Annotated in this window: 21 protein-coding genes; 12 read left to right on the forward strand and 9 right to left on the reverse strand. The window is 74.6% G+C overall.

Annotated features, from left to right (window positions below):
* Positions 1-62: 62 nt before the first annotated feature.
* Complete coding sequence (locus tag OOK31_RS30045; protein WP_267090528.1) at positions 63-1190, reverse strand: RNA polymerase sigma factor; 1128 nt, start codon at positions 1188-1190, stop codon at positions 63-65.
* A gap of 174 nt (positions 1191-1364) precedes the next feature.
* On the opposite strand from OOK31_RS30045, the gene OOK31_RS30050 reads away from it, so the two are divergent.
* Complete coding sequence (locus OOK31_RS30050) at positions 1365-1988, forward strand: hypothetical protein (RefSeq protein WP_267090529.1); 624 nt, start codon at positions 1365-1367, stop codon at positions 1986-1988.
* 43 nt (positions 1989-2031) lie between these two features.
* Here OOK31_RS30050 and OOK31_RS30055 read toward each other — a convergent pair whose 3' ends face one another.
* The 3 genes from OOK31_RS30055 to OOK31_RS30065 form a co-directional block, all read right to left on the reverse strand.
* Positions 2032-4113: a molybdopterin oxidoreductase family protein gene (locus OOK31_RS30055; protein WP_267090530.1), complete on the reverse strand. Its 2082-nt coding sequence runs from the start codon at positions 4111-4113 to the stop codon at positions 2032-2034.
* Positions 4114-4255: 142 nt separating this feature from the next.
* The gene (locus OOK31_RS30060) at positions 4256-5026 is read right to left on the reverse strand and encodes a glucose 1-dehydrogenase (RefSeq protein ID WP_267090531.1); all 771 of its coding nucleotides are present in this window, start codon (positions 5024-5026) and stop codon (positions 4256-4258) included.
* 64 nt (positions 5027-5090) lie between these two features.
* Positions 5091-5705, reverse strand: coding sequence for a vancomycin high temperature exclusion protein (locus OOK31_RS30065; RefSeq protein WP_267090859.1), 615 nt, complete (start codon positions 5703-5705; stop codon positions 5091-5093).
* 437 nt (positions 5706-6142) lie between these two features.
* Between OOK31_RS30065 and OOK31_RS30070 the strand changes: the two genes are divergently transcribed.
* From OOK31_RS30070 to dnaG, 4 genes are all read left to right on the forward strand, one after another.
* A complete protein-coding gene (locus OOK31_RS30070; protein ID WP_267090532.1) occupies positions 6143-6874 on the forward strand; it encodes a sirohydrochlorin chelatase in 732 nt (243 codons plus the stop codon).
* Between the two features lie 56 nt (positions 6875-6930).
* The gene (locus OOK31_RS30075; RefSeq protein WP_267090533.1) at positions 6931-8247 is read left to right on the forward strand and encodes a deoxyguanosinetriphosphate triphosphohydrolase; all 1317 of its coding nucleotides are present in this window, start codon (positions 6931-6933) and stop codon (positions 8245-8247) included.
* A 93-nt stretch (positions 8248-8340) separates the two neighbouring features.
* Entirely contained in the window at positions 8341-9615 is a 1275-nt protein-coding gene (locus tag OOK31_RS30080; protein WP_267090534.1) for an NAD(P)/FAD-dependent oxidoreductase, read from the forward strand.
* Positions 9616-9649: 34 nt separating this feature from the next.
* Entirely contained in the window at positions 9650-11551 is a 1902-nt protein-coding gene (gene dnaG / locus OOK31_RS30085; RefSeq protein WP_267090535.1) for a DNA primase, read from the forward strand.
* A 10-nt stretch (positions 11552-11561) separates the two neighbouring features.
* Here dnaG and OOK31_RS30090 read toward each other — a convergent pair whose 3' ends face one another.
* Complete coding sequence (locus OOK31_RS30090) at positions 11562-11999, reverse strand: gamma-glutamylcyclotransferase family protein (protein WP_267090536.1); 438 nt, start codon at positions 11997-11999, stop codon at positions 11562-11564.
* 117 nt (positions 12000-12116) lie between these two features.
* Between OOK31_RS30090 and OOK31_RS30095 the strand changes: the two genes are divergently transcribed.
* The 4 genes from OOK31_RS30095 (at position 12117) to OOK31_RS30110 (ending at position 15861) form a co-directional block, all read left to right on the forward strand.
* On the forward strand, positions 12117-12815 hold the full coding sequence (locus tag OOK31_RS30095) for a hypothetical protein (RefSeq protein WP_267090537.1): 699 nt from the start codon (positions 12117-12119) through the stop codon (positions 12813-12815).
* Positions 12816-12826: 11 nt separating this feature from the next.
* Complete coding sequence (locus OOK31_RS30100; protein ID WP_267090538.1) at positions 12827-14125, forward strand: HAMP domain-containing sensor histidine kinase; 1299 nt, start codon at positions 12827-12829, stop codon at positions 14123-14125.
* Positions 14126-14472: 347 nt separating this feature from the next.
* The gene (locus OOK31_RS30105; protein WP_267090539.1) at positions 14473-15054 is read left to right on the forward strand and encodes a hypothetical protein; all 582 of its coding nucleotides are present in this window, start codon (positions 14473-14475) and stop codon (positions 15052-15054) included.
* Positions 15055-15183: 129 nt separating this feature from the next.
* Positions 15184-15861, forward strand: a complete 678-nt coding sequence (locus OOK31_RS30110; protein ID WP_267090540.1) for a class F sortase — start codon at positions 15184-15186, stop codon at positions 15859-15861.
* A gap of 45 nt (positions 15862-15906) precedes the next feature.
* On the opposite strand, the gene OOK31_RS30115 is transcribed toward OOK31_RS30110, so the two are convergent.
* From OOK31_RS30115 to OOK31_RS30125, 3 genes are all read right to left on the reverse strand, one after another.
* Entirely contained in the window at positions 15907-16683 is a 777-nt protein-coding gene (locus OOK31_RS30115) for a TSUP family transporter (protein WP_267090541.1), read from the reverse strand.
* Positions 16684-16719: 36 nt separating this feature from the next.
* Positions 16720-17022 carry a hypothetical protein gene (locus tag OOK31_RS30120; protein WP_267090542.1) on the reverse strand — a complete coding sequence of 101 codons (303 nt, stop codon included), beginning with the start codon at positions 17020-17022 and terminating at the stop codon, positions 16720-16722.
* A gap of 86 nt (positions 17023-17108) precedes the next feature.
* Positions 17109-18404 carry a ferredoxin reductase family protein gene (locus OOK31_RS30125; RefSeq protein WP_267090543.1) on the reverse strand — a complete coding sequence of 432 codons (1296 nt, stop codon included), beginning with the start codon at positions 18402-18404 and terminating at the stop codon, positions 17109-17111.
* A gap of 178 nt (positions 18405-18582) precedes the next feature.
* On the opposite strand from OOK31_RS30125, the gene OOK31_RS30130 reads away from it, so the two are divergent.
* The 3 genes from OOK31_RS30130 to nirD are packed head-to-tail and all read left to right on the forward strand — an operon-like array spanning position 18583 to position 22689.
* The gene (locus tag OOK31_RS30130; RefSeq protein ID WP_267090544.1) at positions 18583-19812 is read left to right on the forward strand and encodes an NAD(P)/FAD-dependent oxidoreductase; all 1230 of its coding nucleotides are present in this window, start codon (positions 18583-18585) and stop codon (positions 19810-19812) included.
* Position 19813: 1 nt separating this feature from the next.
* Entirely contained in the window at positions 19814-22345 is a 2532-nt protein-coding gene (nirB, locus tag OOK31_RS30135) for a nitrite reductase large subunit NirB (RefSeq protein WP_267090545.1), read from the forward strand.
* Positions 22342-22689: a nitrite reductase small subunit NirD gene (nirD, locus tag OOK31_RS30140; RefSeq protein WP_267090546.1), complete on the forward strand. Its 348-nt coding sequence runs from the start codon at positions 22342-22344 to the stop codon at positions 22687-22689. Before nirB ends, nirD begins: the two co-directional genes overlap by 4 nt.
* A gap of 46 nt (positions 22690-22735) precedes the next feature.
* Here nirD and OOK31_RS30145 read toward each other — a convergent pair whose 3' ends face one another.
* Positions 22736-23143, reverse strand: a complete 408-nt coding sequence (locus OOK31_RS30145) for a VOC family protein (RefSeq protein ID WP_267090547.1) — start codon at positions 23141-23143, stop codon at positions 22736-22738.
* Positions 23144-23467: the final 324 nt, after the last annotated feature.

Genomic DNA, 23467 nt, shown 5'->3' on the forward strand with positions numbered 1-23467 from the left:
GGACGGGGTGGGGGCGTCCTTCGGGGCGCCCCCTGCCCGTTCCCGGCCTCGCCGCCGCGGTCTCAGTCCAGGTAGCCGCGCAGCTGGTCGGCGAAGGCGTGGTCGCGCAGCTTGTTGAGGGTCTTGGACTCGATCTGGCGGATCCGCTCGCGGGTCACGCCGAAGATCCGGCCGATCTCCTCCAGGGTGCGGGGCCGCCCGTCGGCGAGGCCGTAGCGCAGCTGGACGACCTTGCGCTCGCGCTCCCCGAGGGTGGAGAGGACGGCTTCGAGGTGCTCGCGGAGCAGGAAGAACGCGGCGGACTCGACGGGTGAGGCGGCGTCGCCGTCCTCGATGAGGTCGCCGAGGGCCACGTCGTCCTCCTCGCCGACCGGTGCGTGCAGGGAGACCGGCTCCTGCGCGAGGCGGAGCACCTCCAGCACCCGCTCGGGGGTCAGTTCCAGGTGGACGGCGACCTCTTCGGCGGTGGGCTCGTAGCCGCGTTCCTGGAGCATGCGGCGCTGGACGCGCACGACGCGGTTGATCAGTTCGACGACGTGGACGGGGACGCGGATGGTGCGGGCCTGGTCGGCCAGCGCCCGTGACATCGCCTGGCGGATCCACCAGGTGGCGTACGTGGAGAACTTGTAGCCGCGGGCGTAGTCGAACTTCTCGACGGCCCGGATGAGTCCGAGGTTCCCCTCCTGGACCAGGTCGAGCATGGTGAGGCCGCGGCCCACGTAGCGCTTCGCGACGGAGACGACGAGCCGCAGGTTCGACTCGATGAGCCGCCGCTTGGCCATCCGGCCCATGACGACGAGCTTGTCGAGGTCGAGGGCGAGGCGGGAGTCGAGGTCGGTGGCGCCGGCGAGCTTCTCCTCGGCGAAGAGTCCCGCTTCCACGCGGCGCGCGAGGTCGACCTCCTCGGCGGCGGTGAGCAGCGGGATCCTGCCTATCTCGCGCAGGTACTGGCGGAACAGATCGGCGGAGGGGCCTGCTCCGCCGGTCGTGTCCCGGGCGCGGGCGCGGGGCGCGGGGACCTTCTCGATCAGTTCGAGGACCTCGGGCTCTTCGGGCCCGGCCTCGACCGCCGGCTCGTCTGCGGCTTCGTCCACGGCCTCGACCACCGCTTCGACCTCGGGGATTGCGACGGCGGCGGGCCCGTCGTCGGCGGGGCGGCTCACGTTCACGGTCAGGGTCTGGGTCTGCACGGGGGCGACCTCCAGGGCTCCGAGGACGGGGGCACCGCACCTCAGTGTGGGGTACGACACATCGCCGCCACGAGGGGTGTGCGAGCACTTTCTGAGTCCGGTGCGTGACCGGATGGTTACCCCCCGGCGGGAACCCCGATGCGGATCGGACGCATGTCCGAGATGATCGACGTCATGTCTTCGCACGGAACCTACGAAACCCATGTGACGGTCCGCTGCCCGGACGCGGAGGAGCTGGCACGGCTGGAATCCTGGGCCGGAGCAAGGGAGTTGAAGGTCACCCACATCCTGCTGGCGCGGGGCCGGACGGTCTCGCAGACGATGCTGACCCTGCCGGACCGCACGGGGCACGAGCGGCTGGTGCCGCAGCTGCGGGCGGCGGGGTTCGACCCGGTCCGGGTCAGGGTCGAGACGGTCCCGTGGACCACGGAGGCGCCGGGTCCGGGCGGCGGCTACTACCAGCACCACCTGAAGCTGTCGCTGCCGCCCGCGTACGACCAGGGCGCCCTGGAGGCCCTGGTGGTCCCGCACCGGGCGCACCTGTCGTGGAACGCCCGGCGCGTCCAGCCGGGTTCGGGGGGCCGCCACGAACGCTTCGTCACGCAGCGCTGCCGGGGGACGGCCTCGCGGGCGACGGCCGCCTGCGACACGCTGATCGCGGAGCTGGTGGAGTCGGGGTACGAGATCGTCTCGGAGGAGCGGGAGTTCGTGCTGTACGACAGCGACGTCTCGGTGGACGACGGATGGATCGAGGGCTGGACCGAGGGCTGGACCGAGGAGGGGCCGTCCGCCGGTTAGGCCGTCCCGTCCAGGAGAGGGTCCCGGGGGTTTGGGGGACCCGTTACGCGGGCTCCACGCGGACCGCGCACACCTTGAACTCCGGCATCCGGGAGACGGGGTCCAGGGCGGGGTTGGTGAGGGTGTTGGCGCGGCCCTCCCCCGCCCAGTGGAACGGCATGAAGACGGTGTCCACGCGGATGGTGTCGGTGATCCGGGCCGGTGCCACCGCGCGGCCCCGGCGGGAGGTGACGGCCAGCGGGGCCCCGTCGGCCACCCCGAGGCGGGCGGCGAGGCGCGGGTGGAGCTCCACGAAGGGGCCGGGGGCGGCGGCGTTGAGCTCGGCGACCCGGCGGGTCTGGGCGCCGGACTGGTACTGGGCGACGACCCGGCCGGTGGTGAGCAGCAGCGGGTACTCGGCGTCGGGGCTCTCGGCGGCCTCGCGGTGGGAGACGGGGACGAAGCGGGCCCGGCCGTCGTCGGTGGCGAAGCGGTCCAGGAAGAGCCGGGGCGTGCCCGGGGAGTCCGGGGGGCAGGGCCAGAAGACGCCCTGTTCGGCTTCGATGCGGGCGTAGGAGATGCCGGAGTAGTCGGCGGGGCCGCCCTCGGAGGCGCGGCGGAGCTCCTCGAAGACCTCCTCGGGGTCGGTGGGGAAGCCCTTCTCCACGCCGAGGCGGGCGGCGAGGCCGTGCAGCACCTCCAGGTCGCTGCGGACGCCGGACGGCGGGGTGAGGGCGCGCCGGCGAAGCAGGACGCGGCCCTCCAGGTTGGTGGTGGTGCCGGTCTCCTCCGCCCACTGGGTGACGGGCAGGACCACGTCGGCGAGGGCGGCGGTCTCGGAGAGGACGACGTCGGCGACGGCCAGGAAGTCCAGGGAGCGGATGCGTTCCTCGACGTGGGCGGCGCGGGGCGCGGAGACGACGGGGTTGGAGCCCATCAGGAGCAGGGCCCGGACGTCGGTGCCGAGGGCGTCGAGGAGTTCGTAGGCGCTGCGGCCGGGGCCGGGCAGGCTCTGCGGGTCGATGCCCCAGACCCCGGCCACGTGGGCGCGGGCGGCCGGGTCGGTGAGCTTGCGGTAGCCGGGGAGCTGGTCGGCCTTCTGGCCGTGTTCGCGGCCGCCCTGGCCGTTGCCCTGGCCGGTGAGGCAGCCGTAGCCGGACAGCGGGCGGCCGGCCCGGCCGGTGGCGAGGCAGAGGTTGATCCAGGCGCCGACGGTGTCGGTGCCCTTCGACTGCTGTTCGGGGCCGCGTGCGGTGAGGACCATGGCGGACTCGGGCGCGCAGAACATCCGCGCCGCCTCGCGGAGCCTGGGCACGGGGACGCCCGTGATCCGCTCCACCAGCTCGGGCCAGTGGGCCATCGCGGCGGCGCGGGCCTGCGCCCAGCCGGTGGTGCGGGCGGCGATGAACTCCTCGTCGGTGCGGCCCTCGGCGACCACCAGGTGCAGCAGGCCGAGGGCCAGGGCGAGGTCGGTGCCGGGGCGGGGGGCGAGGTGGAGGTCGGCCTGCTCGGCGGTGCGGGTGCGGCGGGGGTCGACGACGATCAGGGTGCCGCCGTTCGCCTTGAGCTCGGTGAGGTAGCGCAGGAAGGGCGGCATGGTCTCGGCCGGGTTGGAACCGACGAGGATCACGCAGCCGGTGCGCGGGATGTCCTCCAGCGGGAAGGGCAGGCCGCGGTCGAGGCCGAAGGCCCGCTGGTGGGCGGCTGCGGCCGAGGACATGCAGAAGCGGCCGTTGTAGTCGATCTGGGAGGTCCGCAGGGCGACGCGGGCGAACTTGCCGAGCGCGTACGCCTTCTCGTTGGTCAGCCCGCCGCCGCCGAACACTCCGACGGCGTCCGGCCCGTGGGCGCGGCCCGTGCGGGCGAGGCCCTCGGCGACGGCGTCGAGGGCCTCCTCCCAGGTGGCCGGTACGAGGGGCCCGCCGGCGTGGGTGCGGACGAGCGGCCCGGTCAGGCGCACCCGGGAGGAGAGCACGGCGGGGGCGGTGCGGCCCTTTCCGCAGAGCGCGCCCAGGTTGACGGGGAAGTCGGCCCGCTCCTCGACGGTGACGCCGGCGCCGTCCGGGGTGCGGCGCAGGTTCATTCCGCACTGCAGCGCGCAGTACGGGCAGTGCGTGGCGGTGGCGGCGTCGTCCCGGTTGCTCATACGGGCCAGCCTGCTCCCGGGGTGTTACACGGGCCGCCCGACCGCGTTACGTCCGCGCATGCTCCCCCTCAGCGCCCCCGCCCCCGGCCGGTGAGGCCCCGTCCGCCCGGCCACCATCCGCGTCAGCGCCCGGCGGGCTCCGTCAACGGCCGGTCAGGTACTTCACCGTCAGGCCCGCCGTCCAGCCCCCGTCCACGGCCAGTTCGGCGCCCGTCATGTAGCTCGCGGCGTCCGAGAGGAGGAAGGCGACAGCGGCGGCTATCTCCTCGGGGACTCCGACGCGGCCCAGCGGGGCTCCGGGGTAGTTGCCCTCGCCCGCCTGGATGCCGATCGGGGCGGTCATCGGGGTCAGCGTCATGCCCGGGTGGACGGAGTTGACCCGGATCCCCGCCTCGGCGAGCTCGACCGCGCCGATCTTCGACAGGCCGCGCACGCCCCACTTGGAGGCGCCGTACCCGGCGGTGAGGGCGAGGCCGGTCAGGCCGGCGGCGGAGGAGATGTTGACGACGGAGCCGCCGCCGTTCGCCCGCATCAGCGGGATCGCGGCCTTGATGCCGATGAACACGCCGACCAGGTTGATCTCCACGACCCGGCGGAAGTGCTCGACGCTCTCGTGCTCCAGGAACTGGCCCGTGGAGATCCCGGCGTTGTTGACGAGGCCGTCGATCCGGCCGAACTCGGCCACCGCGCAGGCGAGGGCGGCCTCCCAGTCGGCCTCGCTGGTGACGTCGTGCCGCACGAACCGGGCGGCGTCGCCGAGCTTGGCGGCGGTCTCGGCGCCCTCCGCCTCCAGCACGTCGGTGACGACGACCTTGCCTCCGCCGTCGACGACCGCCTGCGCGGCCGCCGCGCCCAGGCCGCGGGCTCCACCGGTGATGACGACGACCTTGCCGCTCAGATCCACAACAGCCACGGCTCCACACCCCTGACGCAGACTCTTCGGTATATGACTAATCGGCATACGCCGACGCCGCGCGTCAGTCTGCCAGAGCACCCAGCGCCCGCGACACCCCCTCCTCCTTCGGCCCGAGGAAGCGCGGCTCCGGCTCGAAGACCGCGTCCAGAGCGGCCTTGCCCGCCGCTAAGACCTCGCGGGCTCCGCCGTAGTACCAGGTGGCGTCGTGCGCGTCGTCGACCCCGACCCCGTACGCGTCGACGCCCGCGGACCGGCACAGGGCCACGGCCCGGTGGATGTGGAACCCCTGGCTGATCAGTACCGCGCGGCGCACCCCGAAGATCTCCCGGACCCGCACGCAGGAGTCCCAGGTGTCGAAGCCGGCGTAGTCGCTGACGATCCGGTCCTCGGGTATGCCGTGCCCCCTCAGGTACGTCCGCATCGCGCCCGGCTCGTCGTACTCGCTGCGGCTGTTGTCCCCGGTGACCAGCACCACCTTCACCTTGCCCGCGCGGTACAGCTCCACGGCCGCGTCGAGCCGGTTCGCCAGGTACGGGGTCGGCCGACCGTTCCACAGCCCCGCGCCGAAGACCACCGCCACCCCGGCGTCGGGCGCCGCGGCCGTGGTCCGCAGCCGGTCGGCGGCCGCCGCGTGCGTCCACGTCGAGGGCAGCAACGCCAGGACGCACAGCCCCATCACCACCTGCACGGCCCGCCGGCGCGCCCGCACCGTAGCCAACAGCCCCGCCCCCTGCCGCCCCGCCCGCAGCCGCCCTGCCCGGGCCTGCGCCGGCACCCCCGCCCGCTCGGTCCTGTCCATGACCTGATCCCCCTCGTCGCACATGCCTTTCGCACGGATTGACGAACCACCGCGGCCCCCCAGTTCCGCCCGCCCCGCCTTTCACTCGTACGAATGACCGAGTGAGCAGGAGGAAAAGACCCGTCACCCGGCCGCAACGCCCACGCAACCTGGGCCAAGCAGGATCGGTTCATGACGGAGCCGGTGCACCCTCCCGACAGCTTGTCCCTTCCCTTCGGCAGCGCGGCCGAGCTGCTGACCCGGATCACCGACCAGCTCGGCACCCAGCTCAGCGGCCTGCGCCCGCCACGCGCCCGGCATCACGGAGCCCACCCATGCAGCCCACCCTCGTCGCCGTGGCCCACGGCAGCCGCGACCCGCGCGCCCTCCACACCGTCCTCGCCCTGCTCGAACGGGTCCGCGAGCTCCGCCCGCGCCTCGACGTCCGCCTCGGACACGTCGAGCTGAACGCGCCCCTGCTCGGCGACACCCTGCACGAACTGTCCACGCGGGCACGGGACCCGGAGGCGGTGCTCGTGCCCCTGCTGCTCGGGCGGGGCACCCACGTCAAACGGGACCTGCCCGCCGCCGCTGCCCGGGCCGCCGGCCTGCGCACCCGGATCGCCGCCCCGCTCGGCCCGCACCCGCTGCTCGTCGAGGCCCTGTTCGAACGGCTCCTGGAGGCCGGCTGGACCCCGGGCACCGCGGTGGTCCTGGCCGCCGCCGGTTCCCGCGACCCCGACTCCGCCGCCGACACCCACCACACCGCCGCCCTGCTCTCCGAACGCCTCGGCGGGGTGGCGGTGGTCCCGGGGTACGCCTCGGCGGCCGCGCCCACCACGGCGGACGCCGTCCGGGCGCTCTCGGCCCGCGGCCACCACCGGATCGCGGTGGCCTCGTACTTCGCCGCGCCGGGCCGCTTCGCCTCCGCGAGCGCCGCCGCCTCGCCGGGCCCGGCCGCCGCCCCCCTCGGCGCCCACCCGGCGCTGGCCCGCCTCGTCCTCCACCGCTACGACGAGGCCCTGCGGACCGGACGGGCCCAGCCGCTCGAACTCGCCACCGCGTAAGGACGGCGTAGGTGCGGATTGCTGGGATTGTCGGTACCTGCGGTTAACGTCTGAGCATGGAAGGCACCGCGCACGCCCCCGCCTACGACTCCTACGACCCCTCCGCCACCGAGCGGTGGGCCGCCGAGCCCGACAAACGGCCGGGCCGCACCGCCTTCCAGCGCGACCGCGCCCGCGTGCTGCACTCCGGCGCGCTGCGCCGCCTCGCGGGCAAGACGCAGGTGGTCACCCCGGGCACCCGCTCCTACGACTGGGACGCGAGCCCCCGCACCCGGCTGACCCACTCCCTGGAGTGCGCGCAGGTCGGCCGGGAACTCGGCGCGGCCCTCGGCTGCGACCCGGACCTCGTCGAGGCGGCCTGCCTCTCCCACGACATGGGCCATCCGCCCTTCGGCCACAACGGCGAGGAGGCGCTCAACGAGTTCGCCAAGGACTGCGGCGGCTTCGAGGGCAACGCCCAGTCGCTGCGCCTGCTGACCCGCCTGGAGCCCAAGCGCTTCGTCACCGATCCGGCGAGCGGCGCCCTCGTCAGCGTCGGCCTCAACCTCACCCGCGCCAGCCTGGACGCCGCCACCAAGTACCCGTGGGCGCGCGGGAACCACCCCACCGACCCCGGCTCGGTGAAGTTCGGCGCCTACGACGACGACCTGCCGGTCTTCGAGTGGCTGCGGCGCGGCGCCCCCGCCGACCGCAAGTGCTTCGAGGCCCAGGTCATGGACTGGGCGGACGACGTCGCGTACTCGGTGCACGACTTCGAGGACGGCCTGCACGCCGGGCACCTCGACCCCAACCTGCTCTTCGCCGAGCCCGAGCGCGCCACCATCTGGCGGGTCGCGATCGGCCGGTACGTGCCCGCCGACACCGATCCCGAGGAACTGCGCGAGGCGCTGGACCGGCTGATGGAAGAGGACTGGTGGCCGCACGGCTACGACGGCTCGGCGGTGGCCCAGGCCCGCCTGAAGGACGCCACCAGCCAGCTGATCGGCCGTTTCTGCCTGGCCGCCGAGGGCGCCACCCGGGAGGCGTACGGCTCCGGCCGCCTCACCCGGTACGGCGCCGAGCTGGTGGTCCCCCGCGCCGCGCGCAACGAGTGCGCCGTCCTGAAGGCCGTCGCCGACCTGTACGTGATGCAGCGCGACGAGCAGGAGCGGCTGCGCGCCGACCAGCGCATCGTCCTGGCCGAACTGGCCGAGGCGCTCAGCGCCCGCGCGCCGGAGGGCCTGGACCCGCAGTACCGGGCGATCTTCGACGCGGCGCCCGACGACAGGGCCAGGAAACGTGCGGTCATCGACCAGATCGCGGCCCTCACCGACGCGGCCGCGCGCTCCCTTCACGCCCGCCTCACCAGACGCGGGCGACGCGCCGAAGGGTGAGCCGATCGGGCCATTCCCCCTTCACGCGGCAGGCTGGGTGCGGGACGCTCGCATGTGGTCGCATGTGACGCAGAGGTTATGAGGAGGCATCAGGTGGTCGACGCACACCAGACGTTCATCATCGTCGGCGCGGGACTGGCCGGGGCCAAGGCGGCGGAGACGCTGCGGTCCGAGGGGTTCACGGGCCGGGTGATCCTGATCGGCGACGAGCGCGACCATCCGTACGAACGCCCCCCGCTGTCCAAGGGCTTCCTCGTGGGCAAGGACGAGCGGGACAGCGTCTTCGTGCACGAACCCTCCTGGTACGCGAGCGCCGACATCGAGCTGCACCTGGGCCAGCCGGCGGTCCACCTGGACCGGGCGGCCAAGACGGTGCGCCTGGGCGACGGCGCCCTGCTCCACTACGACCGGCTGCTGCTGGCCACCGGGTCCGAGCCGCGGCGCCTGGACATCCCCGGCACCGGCCTGGCCGGGGTGCACCACCTGCGCCGGCTCGCGCACGCCGAGCTGCTGCGCAAGGCACTGGTCTCCCTCGGCCGGGACAACGGCCACCTGCTGATCGCGGGCGCGGGCTGGATCGGCCTGGAGGTCGCGGCGGCGGCGCGCGGCTACGGCGCCGAGGTCACCGTCGTCGAGCCGTTGGCCACCCCGCTGCACGCGGTGCTCGGCCCGGAGATCGGCCGGCTCTTCGCCGACCTGCACACCGAGCACGGGGTGCGCTTCCACTTCGGGGCGCGGCTGACCGAGATCGTCGGCCACGACGGCATGGTGCTGGCGGCCCGTACGGACGACGGGGAGGAGCACCCGGCGCACGCGGTGCTCGCGGCGGTCGGCGCCGCGCCGCGGACCGCGCTGGCCGAGGCCTCCGGGCTGGCACTGGTCGACCGGGAGCACGGCGGCGGGATCGCCGTCGACGCCTCGCTGCGCACCTCGGACCCGGACGTCTTCGCCGCCGGTGACGTGGCGGCCGCGCACCACCCGCTGCTCGGGACCCGGCTCCGGGTGGAGCACTGGGCCAACGCCCTCAACGGCGGCCCGGCCGCCGCGCGGGCGATGCTGGGGCAGGAGGTCAGCTACGACCGGGTGCCGTACTTCTTCTCCGACCAGTACGACGTGGGTCTGGAGTACTCGGGGTACGCCCCCGCCGGCGGCTACGACCAGGTGCTGATCCGCGGGGACGTGGGCAAGCGCGAGTTCATCGCCTTCTGGCTGTCGGACGGCCGCGTGCTGGCCGGGATGAACGTGAACGTGTGGGACGTCACCGAGCACATCCAGGCCCTGATCAGGTCGAAGACGCCGGTGGACCGCGAAAAACTGGCGGACCCGTCTGTTCCGCTCTCGGTGCTGGTACCGGCGGAGGGGGCCTGACGGGTTTGTCGGCGCCCGGCCGTAGACTTCACGCGTGGCAGGACGGATCAACGACGACGACGTGAAGGCGGTACGGGACGCGGTCCCGATCGACGCCGTGGTCTCGGAGTACCTCCAGCTGCGCAACGCCGGCGGCGGCAACCTCAAGGGCCTCTGCCCCTTCCACGACGAGAAGTCCCCGTCCTTCCAGGTCAGTCCCAGCAAGGGCTTCTACCACTGCTTCGGCTGCCAGGCGGGCGGGGACACCCTCGACTTCATCATGAAGATCGACCACCTCTCCTTCTCGGAGGCGGTCGAGCGGCTGGCCGGCCAGGCCGGCATCACCCTGCGGTACGAGGAGGGCGGCTACACCGCCGGCACCAGCGGCCGCGGCGAGCGGATCCGCCTGGTCGAGGCGCACAAGGCCGCCGCCCAGTTCTACGTCGACCAGCTCGGCAGCCCCGAGGCGGAGATCGGCCGCAAGTTCCTGGCGGAACGCGGCTTCGACCAGGCCGCGGCCACGCACTTCAGCGTGGGCTACAGCCCGGCCGGCTGGGACCACCTGACCCGCTTCCTGCGCGGCAAGGGCTTCAGCGACAAGGAACTGATCACCTCCGGTCTCTCCCAGGACAGCCGCAGCGGCAAGCCCATCGACCGCTTCCGCGGCCGGCTGATGTGGCCGATCCGCGACATCAGCGGCGAGGTCGTCGGCTTCGGCGCGCGCAAGCTGCGCGACGACGACAACGGCCCCAAGTACCTGAACACCCCCGAGACCGCGATCTACAAGAAGTCCCAGGTCCTGTACGGCATCGACCTGGCCAAGAAGGAGATCGCGAAGACCTCCCGGGCGGTCGTCGTCGAGGGCTACACGGACGTCATGGCCTGCCACATGGCCGGGGTCACCACCGCCATCGCCACCTGTGGCACGGCCTTCGGCGGGGACCACATCAAGATCCTGCGCCGGCTGCTCATGGACAACGCCACCGCCGAGGTGATCTTCACCTTCGACGGGGACGCCGCAGGGCAGAAGGCGGCGCTGCGGGCCTTCGAGGACGACCAGAAGTTCGCCGCGGAGACCTCCATCACCATCGCCCCGGGCGGGATGGACCCCTGTGACCTGCGGCTCGCCCAGGGCGACGCGGCCGTCTCGGGGCTGGTGGAGTCCCGCACCCCGCTGTTCGAGTTCGCGCTGCGGCACATCGTCTCCCGGCACAACCTGGAGAACCCGGCGGGCCGCGCCGCCGCACTGGCCGAGGCCGCGCCGGTCGTCGCGAGCATCAAGGACCTCTCGATCCAGCACGAGTCGGCGGTCCAGCTGGCGGGGATGCTGGGCATCCTCGACGAGCCGTTCGTCGTCAAGCGGGTCGCGCAACTGGCGCGGTGGGCCCGGGAGCGCGGCAGCCAGCCGCAGCAGCAGGGCCGGGGCCGCCCCCAGGAGGCACCCCCCGCCGCCACGCCGTCGCCCGTCGGCGGCGGACCCGCCCTGAACCTGCGCAGCCCCGCCCACCGCACCGAGCGGGAGCTGCTCAAGCTGGCGCTCCAGCGGCCCGCGCTGGTCTCCCCCGCCTTCGACGCGTACGGGATGGACGAGTTCACCGCCCCGCCCTACGCCGCGGTCCGCCAGGCCATCCTGGACGCGGGCGGCGCCTCGCAGGCCGGCGACGACTACGTGGCCCGGGTCCGCGACGCCGCCCCGAACGACACCGTCCGCGCGATGGTCACGGAGCTGGCGGTGGAGGCCATCCACGCCAAGACGGTCGACGAGATCTACGCCGGGGTCCAGCTGGTCCAGGTCCGCCTGCGTGCCGTCGACCGCCGGGTCCTCGAGATCCAGGGCACCATGACCCGCCTGAGCCCGCAGGCCCCGCCGGAGCAGCACGCGGCGGTCCAGGAAGAGCTGTGGGTCCTCCAGCAGTACGGCCGGCGCCTGCGCAACCGCGGCGCCGAAGGGCTCTGACGCACACCGCCTAGCGGCGCAGCCAGTCGCCGCCCGGGATCTCGGTGCCCGAGCGGGCGAGGCGGTGGGCCAGCGGTGCGGCCGCCAGGTAGACCCACGCGCGGACGCGGCTGCCGTCGAGGCGGACGGTCTCGCGCGCGACCCGGTCGTAGACGTTGCCCGGCCGGCCCGGGCCCCGGTACTCCTCCAGCAGGTCCAGCGCGACGAGCAGTTCCCCGTACGCGTCCGGTGCGGGGGTGATCAGCTCCCCGGCTATGACGGAGCCGGGGCGGTCGACGGCGTACGGGTAGCCGGGCCCGTCGTACAGGGCGGCGTCCGGCAGCCGGGCGGGTTCCTCGGCCGCGGTACGGCCCCGCAGGAACAGGTCGTGGTTGACCTCGCCGGGCCGCAGCGTCCCGTACACGAAGAACGGCAGCGCGGCGGATCCTGGCCGATCGGCCGATGTCACGGGGCCCTCCCTCGACTTCTACTGGAACGTCGCAGGGCGGGCCCGCGCGGCCCTTCCTCCCTGCGCACCACCACGGTACGCACCGCCGTTCCCGACCCCCACGGTGCCGCCCACCCCATGACGCGATCACCCCGCCGCTCCACGGCCGCACTGCTGCTCTGCGCCACCGCTCTGGCCCTGGGCGGCTGCGCCGCACCCGGCGGGCTCGCCCCGGGCGATGCCGCGCCGCCGGTGTCCGCGCAGCCGCGGCCCCAGGCGCTCTGGCCCGCCTGGTCCGAGGAGTCCCCGAAGGCGCCCGGCGCGGCGACCGGCACCCGGCAGCCGTCCCCGGCGCCGCTGCGGGACGGGCCCGCGGTGGGCCCCGGCGGGCTGACGGCGGTGGACGCGCTGGACGTCGTACGGGCCGACCGGCGGATGAGGCAGTTCCTCGGCAAGGGCCGGATCCACGCGCCGGGCGGGGCCGGGGTCCGGCCGGCCGCCTACCTGGACGTCACCGGTGACGGGAAGAAGGAACTGGTCGTCGCCGCCGACACCGAGACGGGCCGGACCGCGCTCAGCGTGTACCGGGCCGACGGCGAGCGGATCGTCCCGGTGCTGTTCACCCTCGGGCGGCGGATGGCCGTCGAGTCGCTCGGCGCGGACCTGCTGGTGCGCACCGCCGCCGACGACGGCTCGGAGCAGGCCGTCCGGTTCCGCTGGGACGGCGAGCGGATGACGGTGGTCAGCGACGAGCGGCGCTGGAACAAGGCCCTCCCGAGCCCCGCCCCCGAGCCGTCCGGGCAGGCCTCCGCGGCGGACGTGCGGACGGGGCGGTGAGGGCGTCGAGGATGCTGCCGGCCCGCTGCCGCCACCTGCTGCGGGCCCTCGGGCTGCGCTGGAAGATCGCCGTCCTGCTGGCCGTCGGCTGCTCGCTGGTCGCGGTCACCATCGGGGTCCTGATCCACGAGGCGCGGGTGCGCCAGGTCTCCGACGCGGCCCGCAAGAGCGCCACCGAGCAGCTGGTCCGCGTACGGCAGGTCTACGAGCTCACCGGCCAGCTCGACTTCGACAAGGTCGGGGAGGCCGATGCCCGGATCGACTGCCCGGCCGTGCCGGCGGCCCTGCGCGCGGCGGCCCTGGCCGGGCGGCGCACCACCTACCTCGACCTGTCGGGGCCGCATCCGGCGGTGTGGGCGGCGCGGCCGGTGGGCGGCGACCACGTGCTGACCGTGCGGCATTCGCTGGCCGCCGAGCAGGCGGAACTGGCGGAGCTGGACGGCCAGCTGATCGCGTTCGGCGCGGGGGTGGTGGCGCTGGCGGCGGTCGGCGGGGCGCTGCTGGCCAGCCGGCTGAGCAAGGACCTGCGGACGGCCGCCGAGACCGCGCGGCGGATCAGCGCGGGCGACCTCGACGCGCGGATCGGGCCGTCGGGGGTGCCCGGAACCCGCGACGAGGTGGCCGCACTGTCCTCGGCGGTCGACACGATGGCGGCCAGTCTCCAGCGGAGGCTGGAGGCGGAGCAGCGGTTCACGGCGGACGTGGCGCACGAGCTGCGGACCCCGCTGACGGGGCTGCACACGGCGGCCGAGCTGCTGCCGGACGGGCGGCCGACGGAGCTGGTGCGGGACAGGGTCGCGGCGCTGCGGACGCTGACGGAGGACCTCCTCGAGGTGGCCAGGCTGGACGCGAACCGGGAGGAGGCGCGGCTGGAGGCGCACCGGCTGGGCCCGCTGGTCGAGTCGATCACGCGACGCTCGGGGGTGGCGGCGGAGCTGACGGGCGCGGCGGGGCCCGAGAGCGGGGCGTGGGTGCGTACGGATGTCCGGCGCCTGGAGCGGATCCTGACGAACCTGCTGGTCAACGCCCGACGGCACGGGGGTGGGCGGGTGTCGGTGACGGTGTCCGGGGCCTCGGTGACGGTACGGGACCACGGTCCGGGTTTCCCCCGGACCCTGCTGCGGGAAGGGCCGCAGCGGTTCATGACGGGGGCGGCGGAGCGGGGCCAGGGCACGGGGCTGGGCCTGACCATCGCCTTCGGGCAGGCGCAGGTGATCGGCGCCGAGGTGGTGCTGGCGAACCCCGCGCCCTCGGGGGCGGCGGCCACGGTGACGCTCCCGCAGGCGGCGCCGCCGGGATGCGGGACCTGAGCGGGGTCCGGCCACGGTCCGGGCCGGGTCGGGGCGGGACAGGGCCGAGCCGGTCCGGGGCCTGGTCCGAGCGGGGTCACGAGCACGGTTCGGCCAGGGCCCGAGCACGGTCCAGCCGGCGTCCCGAGCACGGTCCGGCCACGGTCACGGGCACGGTCCGGCCAGGTCCGCGCTGGGCCGGCGTCACCCGGACGGGGTGGGGGTACCCGGATGGCCACGCACCACCCTGACGTGCGGAAACGATACTTCTACGGGCGGCGCGGGCTCGATCTGACGTAGGGTCAGCAGGCGGGCGCCCGACGCGGCGGTTTACCTCAAGACACGACCCCGTGTCCCCAGGAGTTCCCATGCGCCGCAGCACCGCCCACGTGCTCACCGCCACCGCGCTGACCGCCGCCGCCTTCGCCGGCCCGGTCGCCGGGGCGGTCGCCGCCGCGGACCTCGGCATGGCGGCCGGTTTCGCGGCCGGGGACTTCGCCCCGCTGGAGATCCGGCCGAAGTCCGTCGCCCCGGGCGCCACCGTCACCGTGGACACCACGGCCTGCGGGCCGGGCAGCCGCGCCGAGGGCGATGCCACCACGGTGGGCGGCGGCCGCTTCGAGTTGGTCCCGGGCAGCCGCAAGGAGGCGGTCGCGGGGCAGTTCCAGGTGTCCCGGCACCTGCGCCCCGGTACCTACGACATCGGCGCGACCTGCGCGAACGGCAAGTTCGCCACCGGCGACCTGGTCGTCATCGGTGAGGCGGCCGCCGTCGGCGGCCACGTCGTCACCGAACGCGCCCCGCAGGGGCCCGTTCGGACCGGGGTGGGTGGTGGGACGACCACCACCACCGACCCCGCCAAGATCGCGGCGGGTGTGGCCCTCCTGGCCGCGGCCGCCGCCGGCGGTACCTGGCTCGTGCGTCGCCGGGCGAGCGGCACGCCGAGCTGACGGGCGCCCACCGCGGCTCCGGCCGCGGTCCGACCGGTACCGTCCCCCGTCGCCCGCCCCGCGAGGTCCCCCCCGTTCGCGGGGCCGGGCGACGGCCACTTCCGCGAACGGCACGACGAGGGGGCTGACATGGCCAGGTCGTCCCTTCCGGGTCCCGCCTGGCCCGCGCCGCCCGGCAGGATCCGCAGGAGACGGCCCGGCTCCGGGCGCGGCGGGCTGGTGGCCCTCGCCGCCTGCGTCGGGGTGTGGCTCGTCAGCAGCGGCTCCGGCGAGATCGTCCGGCCCCCGCTGCCCTCACCGTCCGAGGCGCTGAGCGGGCAGGCCCTGTACCCGGGCAGCATCGGCCCGCTCCCCGGTTCCCCGCCCACCCGGATCCGGATCCCGTCGATCCGGGTGGACGCCCCGCTGACGGGGCTCGGTCTCAACCGCGACGGCAGTCTCGAAGTGCCCCCGCCCGCCCGGCGCGACCTCGCGGGCTGGTACCGCGGCGGGACCGCCCCGGGGGCGACGGGCACCGCCGTCGTCGCGGGCCACGTCGACGACGCCAGCGGCCCGGCGGTCTTCTACCACCTGGGCGCGCTGCGGCGCGGGGCGGCGATCGAGGTGGCGCGTACGGACGGACGCACGGCCGTCTTCACGGTCCACGCCGTCGAGGTCCACGACGCGGGGGCCTTCCCGGACGCGCGCGTGTACGGGCCTTCGCCCCGCGCCGAGCTCCGGGTGATCACCTGCGGCGGCGGCTTCTCCCCGCGCACGGGCTACCAGGGCAACGTGGTGGTCTTCGCCCACCTCACGGGGACGTTCTAGTGCCGGTCCAGTGCCGGTCACAGCACTAACCGGCCCCGGAAGGCCTCAGCCCCACTGTTCGAAGCCCAGCTTCACCACGAGCGCGCCGACCACCGTCAGCAGCACCCCGCGGACGAAGCCACTGCCCTTCTTGAGCGCCATGCGGGCGCCGATCATGCCGCCGGCCAGGTTGAACACGGCCATGAGCGCGGCCAGCTGCCACAGCACCATCCCCTGGTAGGCGAACATCGCGAGCGCCCCGGCATTCGTGCACACGTTCACGATCTTGGCGGTGGCGGAGGCGGTGACCAGGTCGAGGTGGAGCAGGGCGGTGAGCGCCAGCACCAGGAACGTGCCGGTGCCGGGGCCGATGAGACCGTCGTAGAAGCCGATGCCCAGGCCGGCGAGGGCGATGGTGAGCAGCACCCGCTGCCGGGAGACGGGCGAGGTGGAGGGGGCGGTGCCGAATCCCGGCTTGAAGATCACCACGGCGGCGACCACGACCAGGACGCCCATGATGAGGGGTCGCAGCGCGTCCTTGCTGATGCCGCCGGCGAGCGCGGCGCCGCCCATCGAGCCGGCGAGTGCGGCCAGGCCGATCCGGACGGCGAGCTTCACGTCCACCGGGGCCTTGCGCACGTAGGTGATCGCCGCCCCGGTGGTACCGACGATCGCCACCGCCTTGTTCGTCCCGAGCACGGCGGCGGGGTGGGCGTTGGGCAGGCCGAGCAGCAGGGCGGGCAGCAGCAGGAGGCCGCCGCCGCCCACCACCGCGTCGATCCAGCCGGCCGCCGCGGCGGCCACGCACAGCACGATGATCATGGTCGTTGATATGTCAGGCACGGCCCGACCTTATGGACCGGATGCATGCAGGACCCATCAATACCCGGAAACTTGCGCAAAGGTTGAGCTTTGCCGGGCCGGAGCCCGGTCCGGGGCCACCGGAGCGGCCGGTTCCACCAGCGCCGTCAGCGCGGTCGCGGCCAGCACGCCGGCCAGCCCCAGCCCCGCCGCCAGCCGCCGCCCGGGCGGTACGCGCGACAGCGCGGCCGCCCCGGCCCGCCGGACGGGCTCCCGGCGCGGCCTGCGGTGCCGGGCGGCACCGCCCGCCGCAGCGGGGACGGGGGCCGGAACAGGACCGGGCACGGGCACGGGCACGACGATGTGCAGGGGGTGACGCACGGGCTGGAGCACCTCTCGGAGAACACGGCGGACGGGGACGAAGGGGATGAAGGGGACGACAGGGACGACGCCCCGGCGGGCCCCCCTCAGAAGCTGAAGCACTCGGAGTGCACCCGCCCGGCCGGCACCCCGGCCCGCAGCAGCGCGCCCCGGGTCGCCTCCGCCATCCCGGGCGGCCCGCACAGGTACACGTCGTGCTCCACGAGGTCCGGCACCAGCGCGGCCAGCGCCCGCGGGGCCAGCGGGTCGTAGGCGGCGTCGGAAGGCCCGAGCAGGTAGTGCAGCCCGGCCTGCCGCCCGGCAGCGATGGCCTCCAGCTCGGCGCGCAGTACGAGGTGCTCCTCGGCCCCGGCCCGGTACAGCAGGGTGATGTCCCCGGGCCCGCCGGGCAGGGTCTCGAACAGGGCCCGCATCGGGGTGATCCCGACCCCGCCCGCGATCAGCAGCACCTTGGGCCGGGTCCGCCGGGCGGCGGTGAGCGCCCCGAACGGCCCGGTGGCCAGCACCCGCGTGCCCGGCCGCAGCCGGCGGATCCGGCGGGAGTGCCCGCCGAGCGCCTTGACGGTGATCCGCAGCCGCCCGTCCTGCGCCGGCGCGGACAGCGAGAACGGCAGGGCGGTGTACCAGAGCCGCCGCTGGAGGAACCGCCAGCGCAGGAACTGCCCCGGTTCCGCGCGCAGCTCCGCGAGGTGCTGCCCGTGGATGACGACGGACACCACCCCGGGCCCCTCCGCCCGCACCTCGGCGACCCGCAGCCCGTGCCGCAGGGCCTGCCGTACGGGGACCACTGCCCGGTACCAGACCAGCAGGACGGCGACGAGGGCGTGGGCGAGGGCCCAGAACCAGGCGGCCACCGCCAGATCGGGCCCGGCGAGCTGGTGCGCGAAGGCCAGGGCGGCGGCCAGGTAGACGAACAGGTGCACCCCGCGCCAGGTTTCGTGCGGGACGCGGCGGCGTACGGCCCGGGCGGAGGTCACGCCGACCGCGGCCAGGAGGACGGTCCCGGCCGCGGCGGCGCCGAGCGCGGGGTAGCCGAGCAGCCCCCGGACGGCGGAGACCACGTCGACGCCCTCGTGCACGGCGTATCCGAGCAGGGCGAGGAGCCCGTGCCCGAAGCAGAGGAGGAGCACGTGCCGGCCCCCCAGCGCGTGCCAGCGGGCGAGCCGGTCGGCGCCGATGCCGTGCTCCACGGCGGGCACCCGGGCCATCAGGAAGAGCAGGACGAGCACCCCGTACCCGGCGAGCAGCCCGGTCAGGTGGGCGGCCGTGGCGAAGAGCGCGTCGAGGCGGGCGGAGGGGCGCACCTGGGCCGCCCACAGCAGGGTGACCAGCCCCGCCCCGACCAGCATCCCGCCCTTGACCCGTCCCGCCGCATCTCGCATGGCGCTCACGCTAAGCGGCCCGGGAGGGCCTGGAAGGGCCCCGAAGGGCCTGCCGGTGATCCTTAAGGCGGCCTTGAGCAAGGCCTCACGGACCCTTAATCCGGGCGCTGAGGTCGGCGTTCCGTCCGGGTAACAGCGGCGATCCCGAGGGGAAACAGCGGGCGCGCACGCTCGTGCCATGACCTCGGAACAGCGTGTGGTGGTGATCGGCGGCGGCCTGGCCGGCCTGCGGTTCGCCGCGCGGCTGGGCGCCCGCGGCACGGACCGGACGGTGACCGTGCTCGGGGAGGAGACGCACGCCCCCTACAACCGGGTCCTGCTCGCGGAGGTCCTGGCGGGCCGGTACGCCCCCGAGGTGACCGCGCTGCCGGACCCCGGTCCGGTGCTGCGGCGGGGGGTGCGGGCGGTCCGCGTGGACCGCGCCGAGCGCGAGGTGCACTGCGACGACGGGAGCGTGGAGCGCTACGGGACCCTGGTGCTGGCCACCGGCTCGAACCCGGTCCTGCCCCCGCTGCGGGGCCTGTTCACGCCCGAGGGGCGGGAACTCCCCGACGGGGTCCACGCGTTCCGCACGATGGACGACTGCCTCGCCCTGGCCGCCGCGTCCCGCCCCGGCGTGCGCGCGGTGGTGATCGGCGGCGGGCTGCTCGGGGTCTCCGCCGCCCGCGCGCTGGCCGCACGGGGTGCGCAGGTGGTCCTCGCCCAGCAGGCCGAGCGCCTGATGGAACGCCAGCTGGACGCGGACGCCTCGGCGCTGCTGCACGCCCACCTCACCACCCTCGGCGTGGAGATCCACACCCGCTGCCGGGTCCGCGGCCTGACCACCGCCGGCGCCGCTCCCCGCCGGGTCACCGGGGTCGAACTCGCCGACGGCTACCGCCTCGACGCCGACCTCGTCGTCCTCGCCTGCGGGGTCCGCCCCCGCACCGGGCTCGCCCAGGCCGCCGGGCTGGAGGTCCGCAAGGGCGTGGTGGTCGACGACCGGCTGCGCACCAGCGACCCCCGGATCCACGCCGTCGGCGACTGCGCCGAGCACGCCGGCCGGGTGTACGGCCTGGCGGGCCCCGCCCTGGAGCAGGCCGACGCCCTCGCCGACGCCCTCACCGGCTCCCCGGCGGGCTACACCGGCACCCGCGCCCTCACCCGCCTCACCCTCGCCGCCGCCGGCGACCGCCCCTTCGACCTCGCCTCCTTCGGCGAGCCGGTCCCCCTCCCCGGCGACGACGTGGTCCGCCTCGCCGACGCCACCCGCCGCACCTACCGGCAGGTCGTCCTGCGCGGCGACCGCCTCGTCGGCGGGGTGCTGCTCGGCGAGCTGTCCACCGTGGGCGCCCTCGCCCGCACCTGGGAGGGCGACGAACCCCTGCACGACCCGTTCCACCTGCTCACCGACGACGGAGGCCACTGACATGACCGAGCCCCTGCCCGCGATCGTGCTGATCGGCCACGGCATGGTCGGCCAGCGCTACCTGGAGGCGCTCGCCGAGCGCGGGGCCACCGCCACGCACCGCGTCACCGTGCTCTGCGAGGAGCCCCGGCCGGCCTACGACCGCGTACACCTGACCTCGTACTTCTCCGGGAGCACCGCCGAGGACCTCTCCCTGGTCCCGGACGGGTTCATGGCGGAGCACGGCATCGAGCTGCACCTCGGCGACCCCGCCGAGAGCGTCGACCGCACCGCCCGCACCGTGACCTCCCGCTCCGGGCGGGTGTTCCCGTACGACGTGCTGGTCCTGGCGACCGGAAGCTACCCCTTCGTACCGCCCGTCCCCGGCAAGGACGCGCCCGGCTGCTTCGTGTACCGCACGATCGAGGACCTCCTCGCGATCGAGGAGTACGCGAAGACCCGCGGCAGCGGCGCCGTCGTCGGCGGCGGCCTCCTCGGCCTGGAGGCGGCCGGCGCGCTGAAGGGCCTCGGGCTGGCCACCCGCGTCGTGGAGTTCGCGCCGCGCCTGATGCCCGTCCAGGTCGACGAGGGCGGCGGCGCGGCCCTGCTGCGCACCATCGAGTCGATGGGCCTGACCGTGCACACGGGCGTCGGCACGCAGGAGGTGCTGACCGGCGAGGACGGCTCCGTCAGCGGGATGCGGCTGTCCGACGGCACCGACGTCGCCACCGACCTGGTCGTCTTCTCCGCCGGGGTGCGCCCCCGCGACCAGCTCGCCCGCGACAGCGGCCTGGAGGTCGGCGAGCGCGGCGGGATCGCCGTCGACTCCCGCTGCCGCACCTCCGACCCGCGCGTCTACGCGATCGGCGAGTGCGCGATGGCCTGCGACGGCCGGGTCTACGGCCTGGTCGCGCCCGGCTACGAGATGGCCGAGACGGCCGCCGAGGACCTCCTGGGCCGCGACAAGGAGTTCACCGGCGCCGACCTGTCCACGAAGCTGAAGCTGCTCGGCGTGGACGTGGCCTCCTTCGGCGACGCCCACGGGACGGCCGAGGGCTGCCTCGACGTCGTCTGGTCGGACTCCCGCTCCGGGGTCTACAAGAAGCTCGTCGTCTCCCCCGACGGGGTCCTCCTCGGCGGGGTCCTGGTCGGCGACGCGGACGCGTACGGGCTGCTGCGCCCCCTCACCGGCAGTGTCCCGCCCGTCGCCCCCGAACAGTTGGTGCTGCCCGCGGGCCTCGGCCCGGCCACACAGCTCGGCCCCTCCGCCCTGCCGGACAGCGCGGTGATCTGCTCCTGCCACAACGTCACCAAGAAGGCCATCACGGCCTGCGCGACCCTGCCCGAGGTCAAGAAGTGCACCAAGGCCGGCACCGGCTGCGGGAGCTGCCTGAAGGTGATCGGCCAGCTGCTGCCCGCCGCCACCGACAAGGGGCTGTGCGGCTGCTTCCCGTACACCCGCGCCGAGCTCTACGAGATCGTCCGCACCCGCCGCCTGACCTCCTACCGGGAGATCCTCGACGGCCACGGCCGCCCCGCGGCCCGCGGCGGCGACGGCTGCGAGGTGTGCAAGCCGGCCGTCGGCTCGGTCATCGCCTCCCTCGCCGCCACCCTGGGCGCGAGCGGCTACGTCCTCGACGGTGAGCAGGCCGCCCTCCAGGACACCAACGACCACTTCCTCGCGAACCTCCAGCGCAACGGCTCGTACTCGGTCGTCCCCCGCATCCCCGGCGGGGAGATCACCCCGGAGAAGCTGATCGTGATCGGCGAGGTGGCCCGCGAGTTCGGCCTCTACACGAAGATCACCGGCGGGCAGCGCATCGACCTCTTCGGCGCCGGCGTCGACCAGCTCCCCCGGATCTGGGCCCGCCTCGTCGACGCCGGCTTCGAGTCGGGGCACGCCTACGGGAAGGCCCTGCGGACGGTGAAGTCCTGCGTCGGGCAGACCTGGTGCCGCTACGGGGTGCAGGACAGCGTCCGCATGGCCATCGACCTGGAGCTGCGCTACCGGGGTCTGCGCGCCCCGCACAAGCTGAAGTCGGCGGTGTCCGGGTGCGCGCGCGAGTGCGCGGAGGCGCAGAGCAAGGACTTCGGGGTCATCGCCACCGCGAGCGGCTGGAACCTGTACGTCGGCGGCAACGGCGGGGCCACCCCGCGCCACGCGGACCTCCTCGCCCAGGACCTGTCGGACGCCGAGCTGGTGCGTCTGATCGACCGGTTCCTGATGTTCTACATCCGCACCGCCGACCGGCTGGAGCGGACCTCCACCTGGCTGGACCGGCTGGAGGGCGGCCTGGAGCACCTGCGGGACGTGGTCGTGCACGACTCGCTGGGGCTGTGCGCCGAGCTGGAGGCGCTGATGGCCGACCACGTCGCCCACTACCGGGACGAGTGGGCCGAGACGCTGCGGGACCCGGAGCGGCTGCGCCGGTTCGTGTCCTTCGTCAACGCGCCCGGGGCGCCGGACCCGACGGTGCGGTTCGTCCCCGAACGCGGCCAGGTCAAGCCCGACCTGACCGTCCTGACCCTGGAGCCCGTGGGAGGCGACCGATGACCGTGGAACTGCGGGTGTGCGAGGAGTGGCTGACGGTGTGCGAGCTGTCCTCGCTCGTCCCCGGGCGGGGGGTGGCGGCCCTGCTGCCCGACGGGAGCCAGGCGGCCGTCTTCGTCGACCGCGCGGGGCGCCCGTACGCCATCGCCAACCAGGACCCCTTCACCGGCGCGCACGTCCTGTCGCGCGGGCTGCTGGGCTGCGCGGAGGGCCGTCCCTTCGTGGCCTCGCCGCTGCTGAAGCAGCGCTTCGACCTGGAGTCGGGGCGCTGCCTGGACGACGAGGCGGTGGCGGTCCGGACGTACCCGGTGCGGACTTCCGCGATGCGGACCGCCGTGGCCCCGTAGCGGCCCCGCGGGGCCCTGTGAGGCCCTTGCAGGGCCCTGTGGCGGGTCAGCCCTGGACCATGGCCGGGTCCATCCACATGATCTCCCAGGTGTGGCCGTCGAGGTCGTCGAAGGCCCGGCCGTACATGACGCCGTGGTCCTGGGCGGGGCGGGGCTCGGTGGCCCCGGCCGCCAGGGCGCCGTCGACCAGCTCGTCGACCTTGGCGCGGCTCTCGGCGCTCAGACAGAGCAGCACCTCGGAGGTGGTGGTGGCGTCGGCGATCTGCTTGTGGGTGAAGTCCTTGTAGCGGGCCTCGGTGAGGAGCATGGCGACGATGGTGTCGCTGATGACCATGGAGGCGCAGTTCTCGTCGGTGAACTGGGCGTTGAAGGAGTAGCCGAGCTTGCCCCAGAACGCCTTGGACGCGTCCAGGTCCTTGACGGGCAGGTTGACGAAGATCATGGTGGAGGACATCCCGGTCTCTCTTCTCTCGTGCGGCGCCGCGCGGTGCCGGGCGCTTTCAAGAGGTAGACCGGGGGGTCCGGGGAAACTCATCGCTCCCCGCGAAGTTTTTTCGACTTTTCTTCCCCGAGCACGAAACCGCAGGTCAGACACGTGATGCGGCAGCTTCCCGGGCCGGACGGCCAGGGCGGGCCGAGGTGACGGGGTGCGCGGCGGCCATTGACCCCGCGCCGGTCGCTCCCGCGTCATGAGGAATTGATGCCACGTCAATCCGGCGTCCCTAGGTTCCTCGACGCGTGCGACCCCGCGCCCGACCGGACGCGGGGCCCTCCTCCC

The organism is Streptomyces sp. NBC_00249 (genome assembly GCF_026342355.1).
Taxonomy (GTDB): Bacteria; Actinomycetota; Actinomycetes; order Streptomycetales; family Streptomycetaceae; genus Streptomyces.

Excerpts from the sequence above, each read along its gene's own strand:
- OOK31_RS30050 (WP_267090529.1), top strand. The coding sequence starts at position 1,365 with ATGTCTTCGCACGGAACCTACGAAACCCATGTGACGGTCCGCTGCCCG.
- OOK31_RS30055 (WP_267090530.1), bottom strand. The coding sequence starts at position 4,113 with ATGAGCAACCGGGACGACGCCGCCACCGCCACGCACTGCCCGTACTGC.
- OOK31_RS30065 (WP_267090859.1), bottom strand. The coding sequence starts at position 5,705 with ATGGGGCTGTGCGTCCTGGCGTTGCTGCCCTCGACGTGGACGCACGCG.
- OOK31_RS30070 (WP_267090532.1), top strand. The coding sequence starts at position 6,143 with ATGCAGCCCACCCTCGTCGCCGTGGCCCACGGCAGCCGCGACCCGCGC.
- OOK31_RS30075 (WP_267090533.1), top strand. The coding sequence starts at position 6,931 with ATGGAAGGCACCGCGCACGCCCCCGCCTACGACTCCTACGACCCCTCC.
- OOK31_RS30095 (WP_267090537.1), top strand. The coding sequence starts at position 12,117 with ATGACGCGATCACCCCGCCGCTCCACGGCCGCACTGCTGCTCTGCGCC.
- OOK31_RS30100 (WP_267090538.1), top strand. The coding sequence starts at position 12,827 with ATGCTGCCGGCCCGCTGCCGCCACCTGCTGCGGGCCCTCGGGCTGCGC.
- OOK31_RS30105 (WP_267090539.1), top strand. The coding sequence starts at position 14,473 with ATGCGCCGCAGCACCGCCCACGTGCTCACCGCCACCGCGCTGACCGCC.
- OOK31_RS30110 (WP_267090540.1), top strand. The coding sequence starts at position 15,184 with ATGGCCAGGTCGTCCCTTCCGGGTCCCGCCTGGCCCGCGCCGCCCGGC.
- OOK31_RS30125 (WP_267090543.1), bottom strand. The coding sequence starts at position 18,404 with ATGCGAGATGCGGCGGGACGGGTCAAGGGCGGGATGCTGGTCGGGGCG.
- OOK31_RS30130 (WP_267090544.1), top strand. The coding sequence starts at position 18,583 with ATGACCTCGGAACAGCGTGTGGTGGTGATCGGCGGCGGCCTGGCCGGC.
- nirB (WP_267090545.1), top strand. The coding sequence starts at position 19,814 with ATGACCGAGCCCCTGCCCGCGATCGTGCTGATCGGCCACGGCATGGTC.
- nirD (WP_267090546.1), top strand. The coding sequence starts at position 22,342 with ATGACCGTGGAACTGCGGGTGTGCGAGGAGTGGCTGACGGTGTGCGAG.
- OOK31_RS30145 (WP_267090547.1), bottom strand. The coding sequence starts at position 23,143 with ATGTCCTCCACCATGATCTTCGTCAACCTGCCCGTCAAGGACCTGGAC.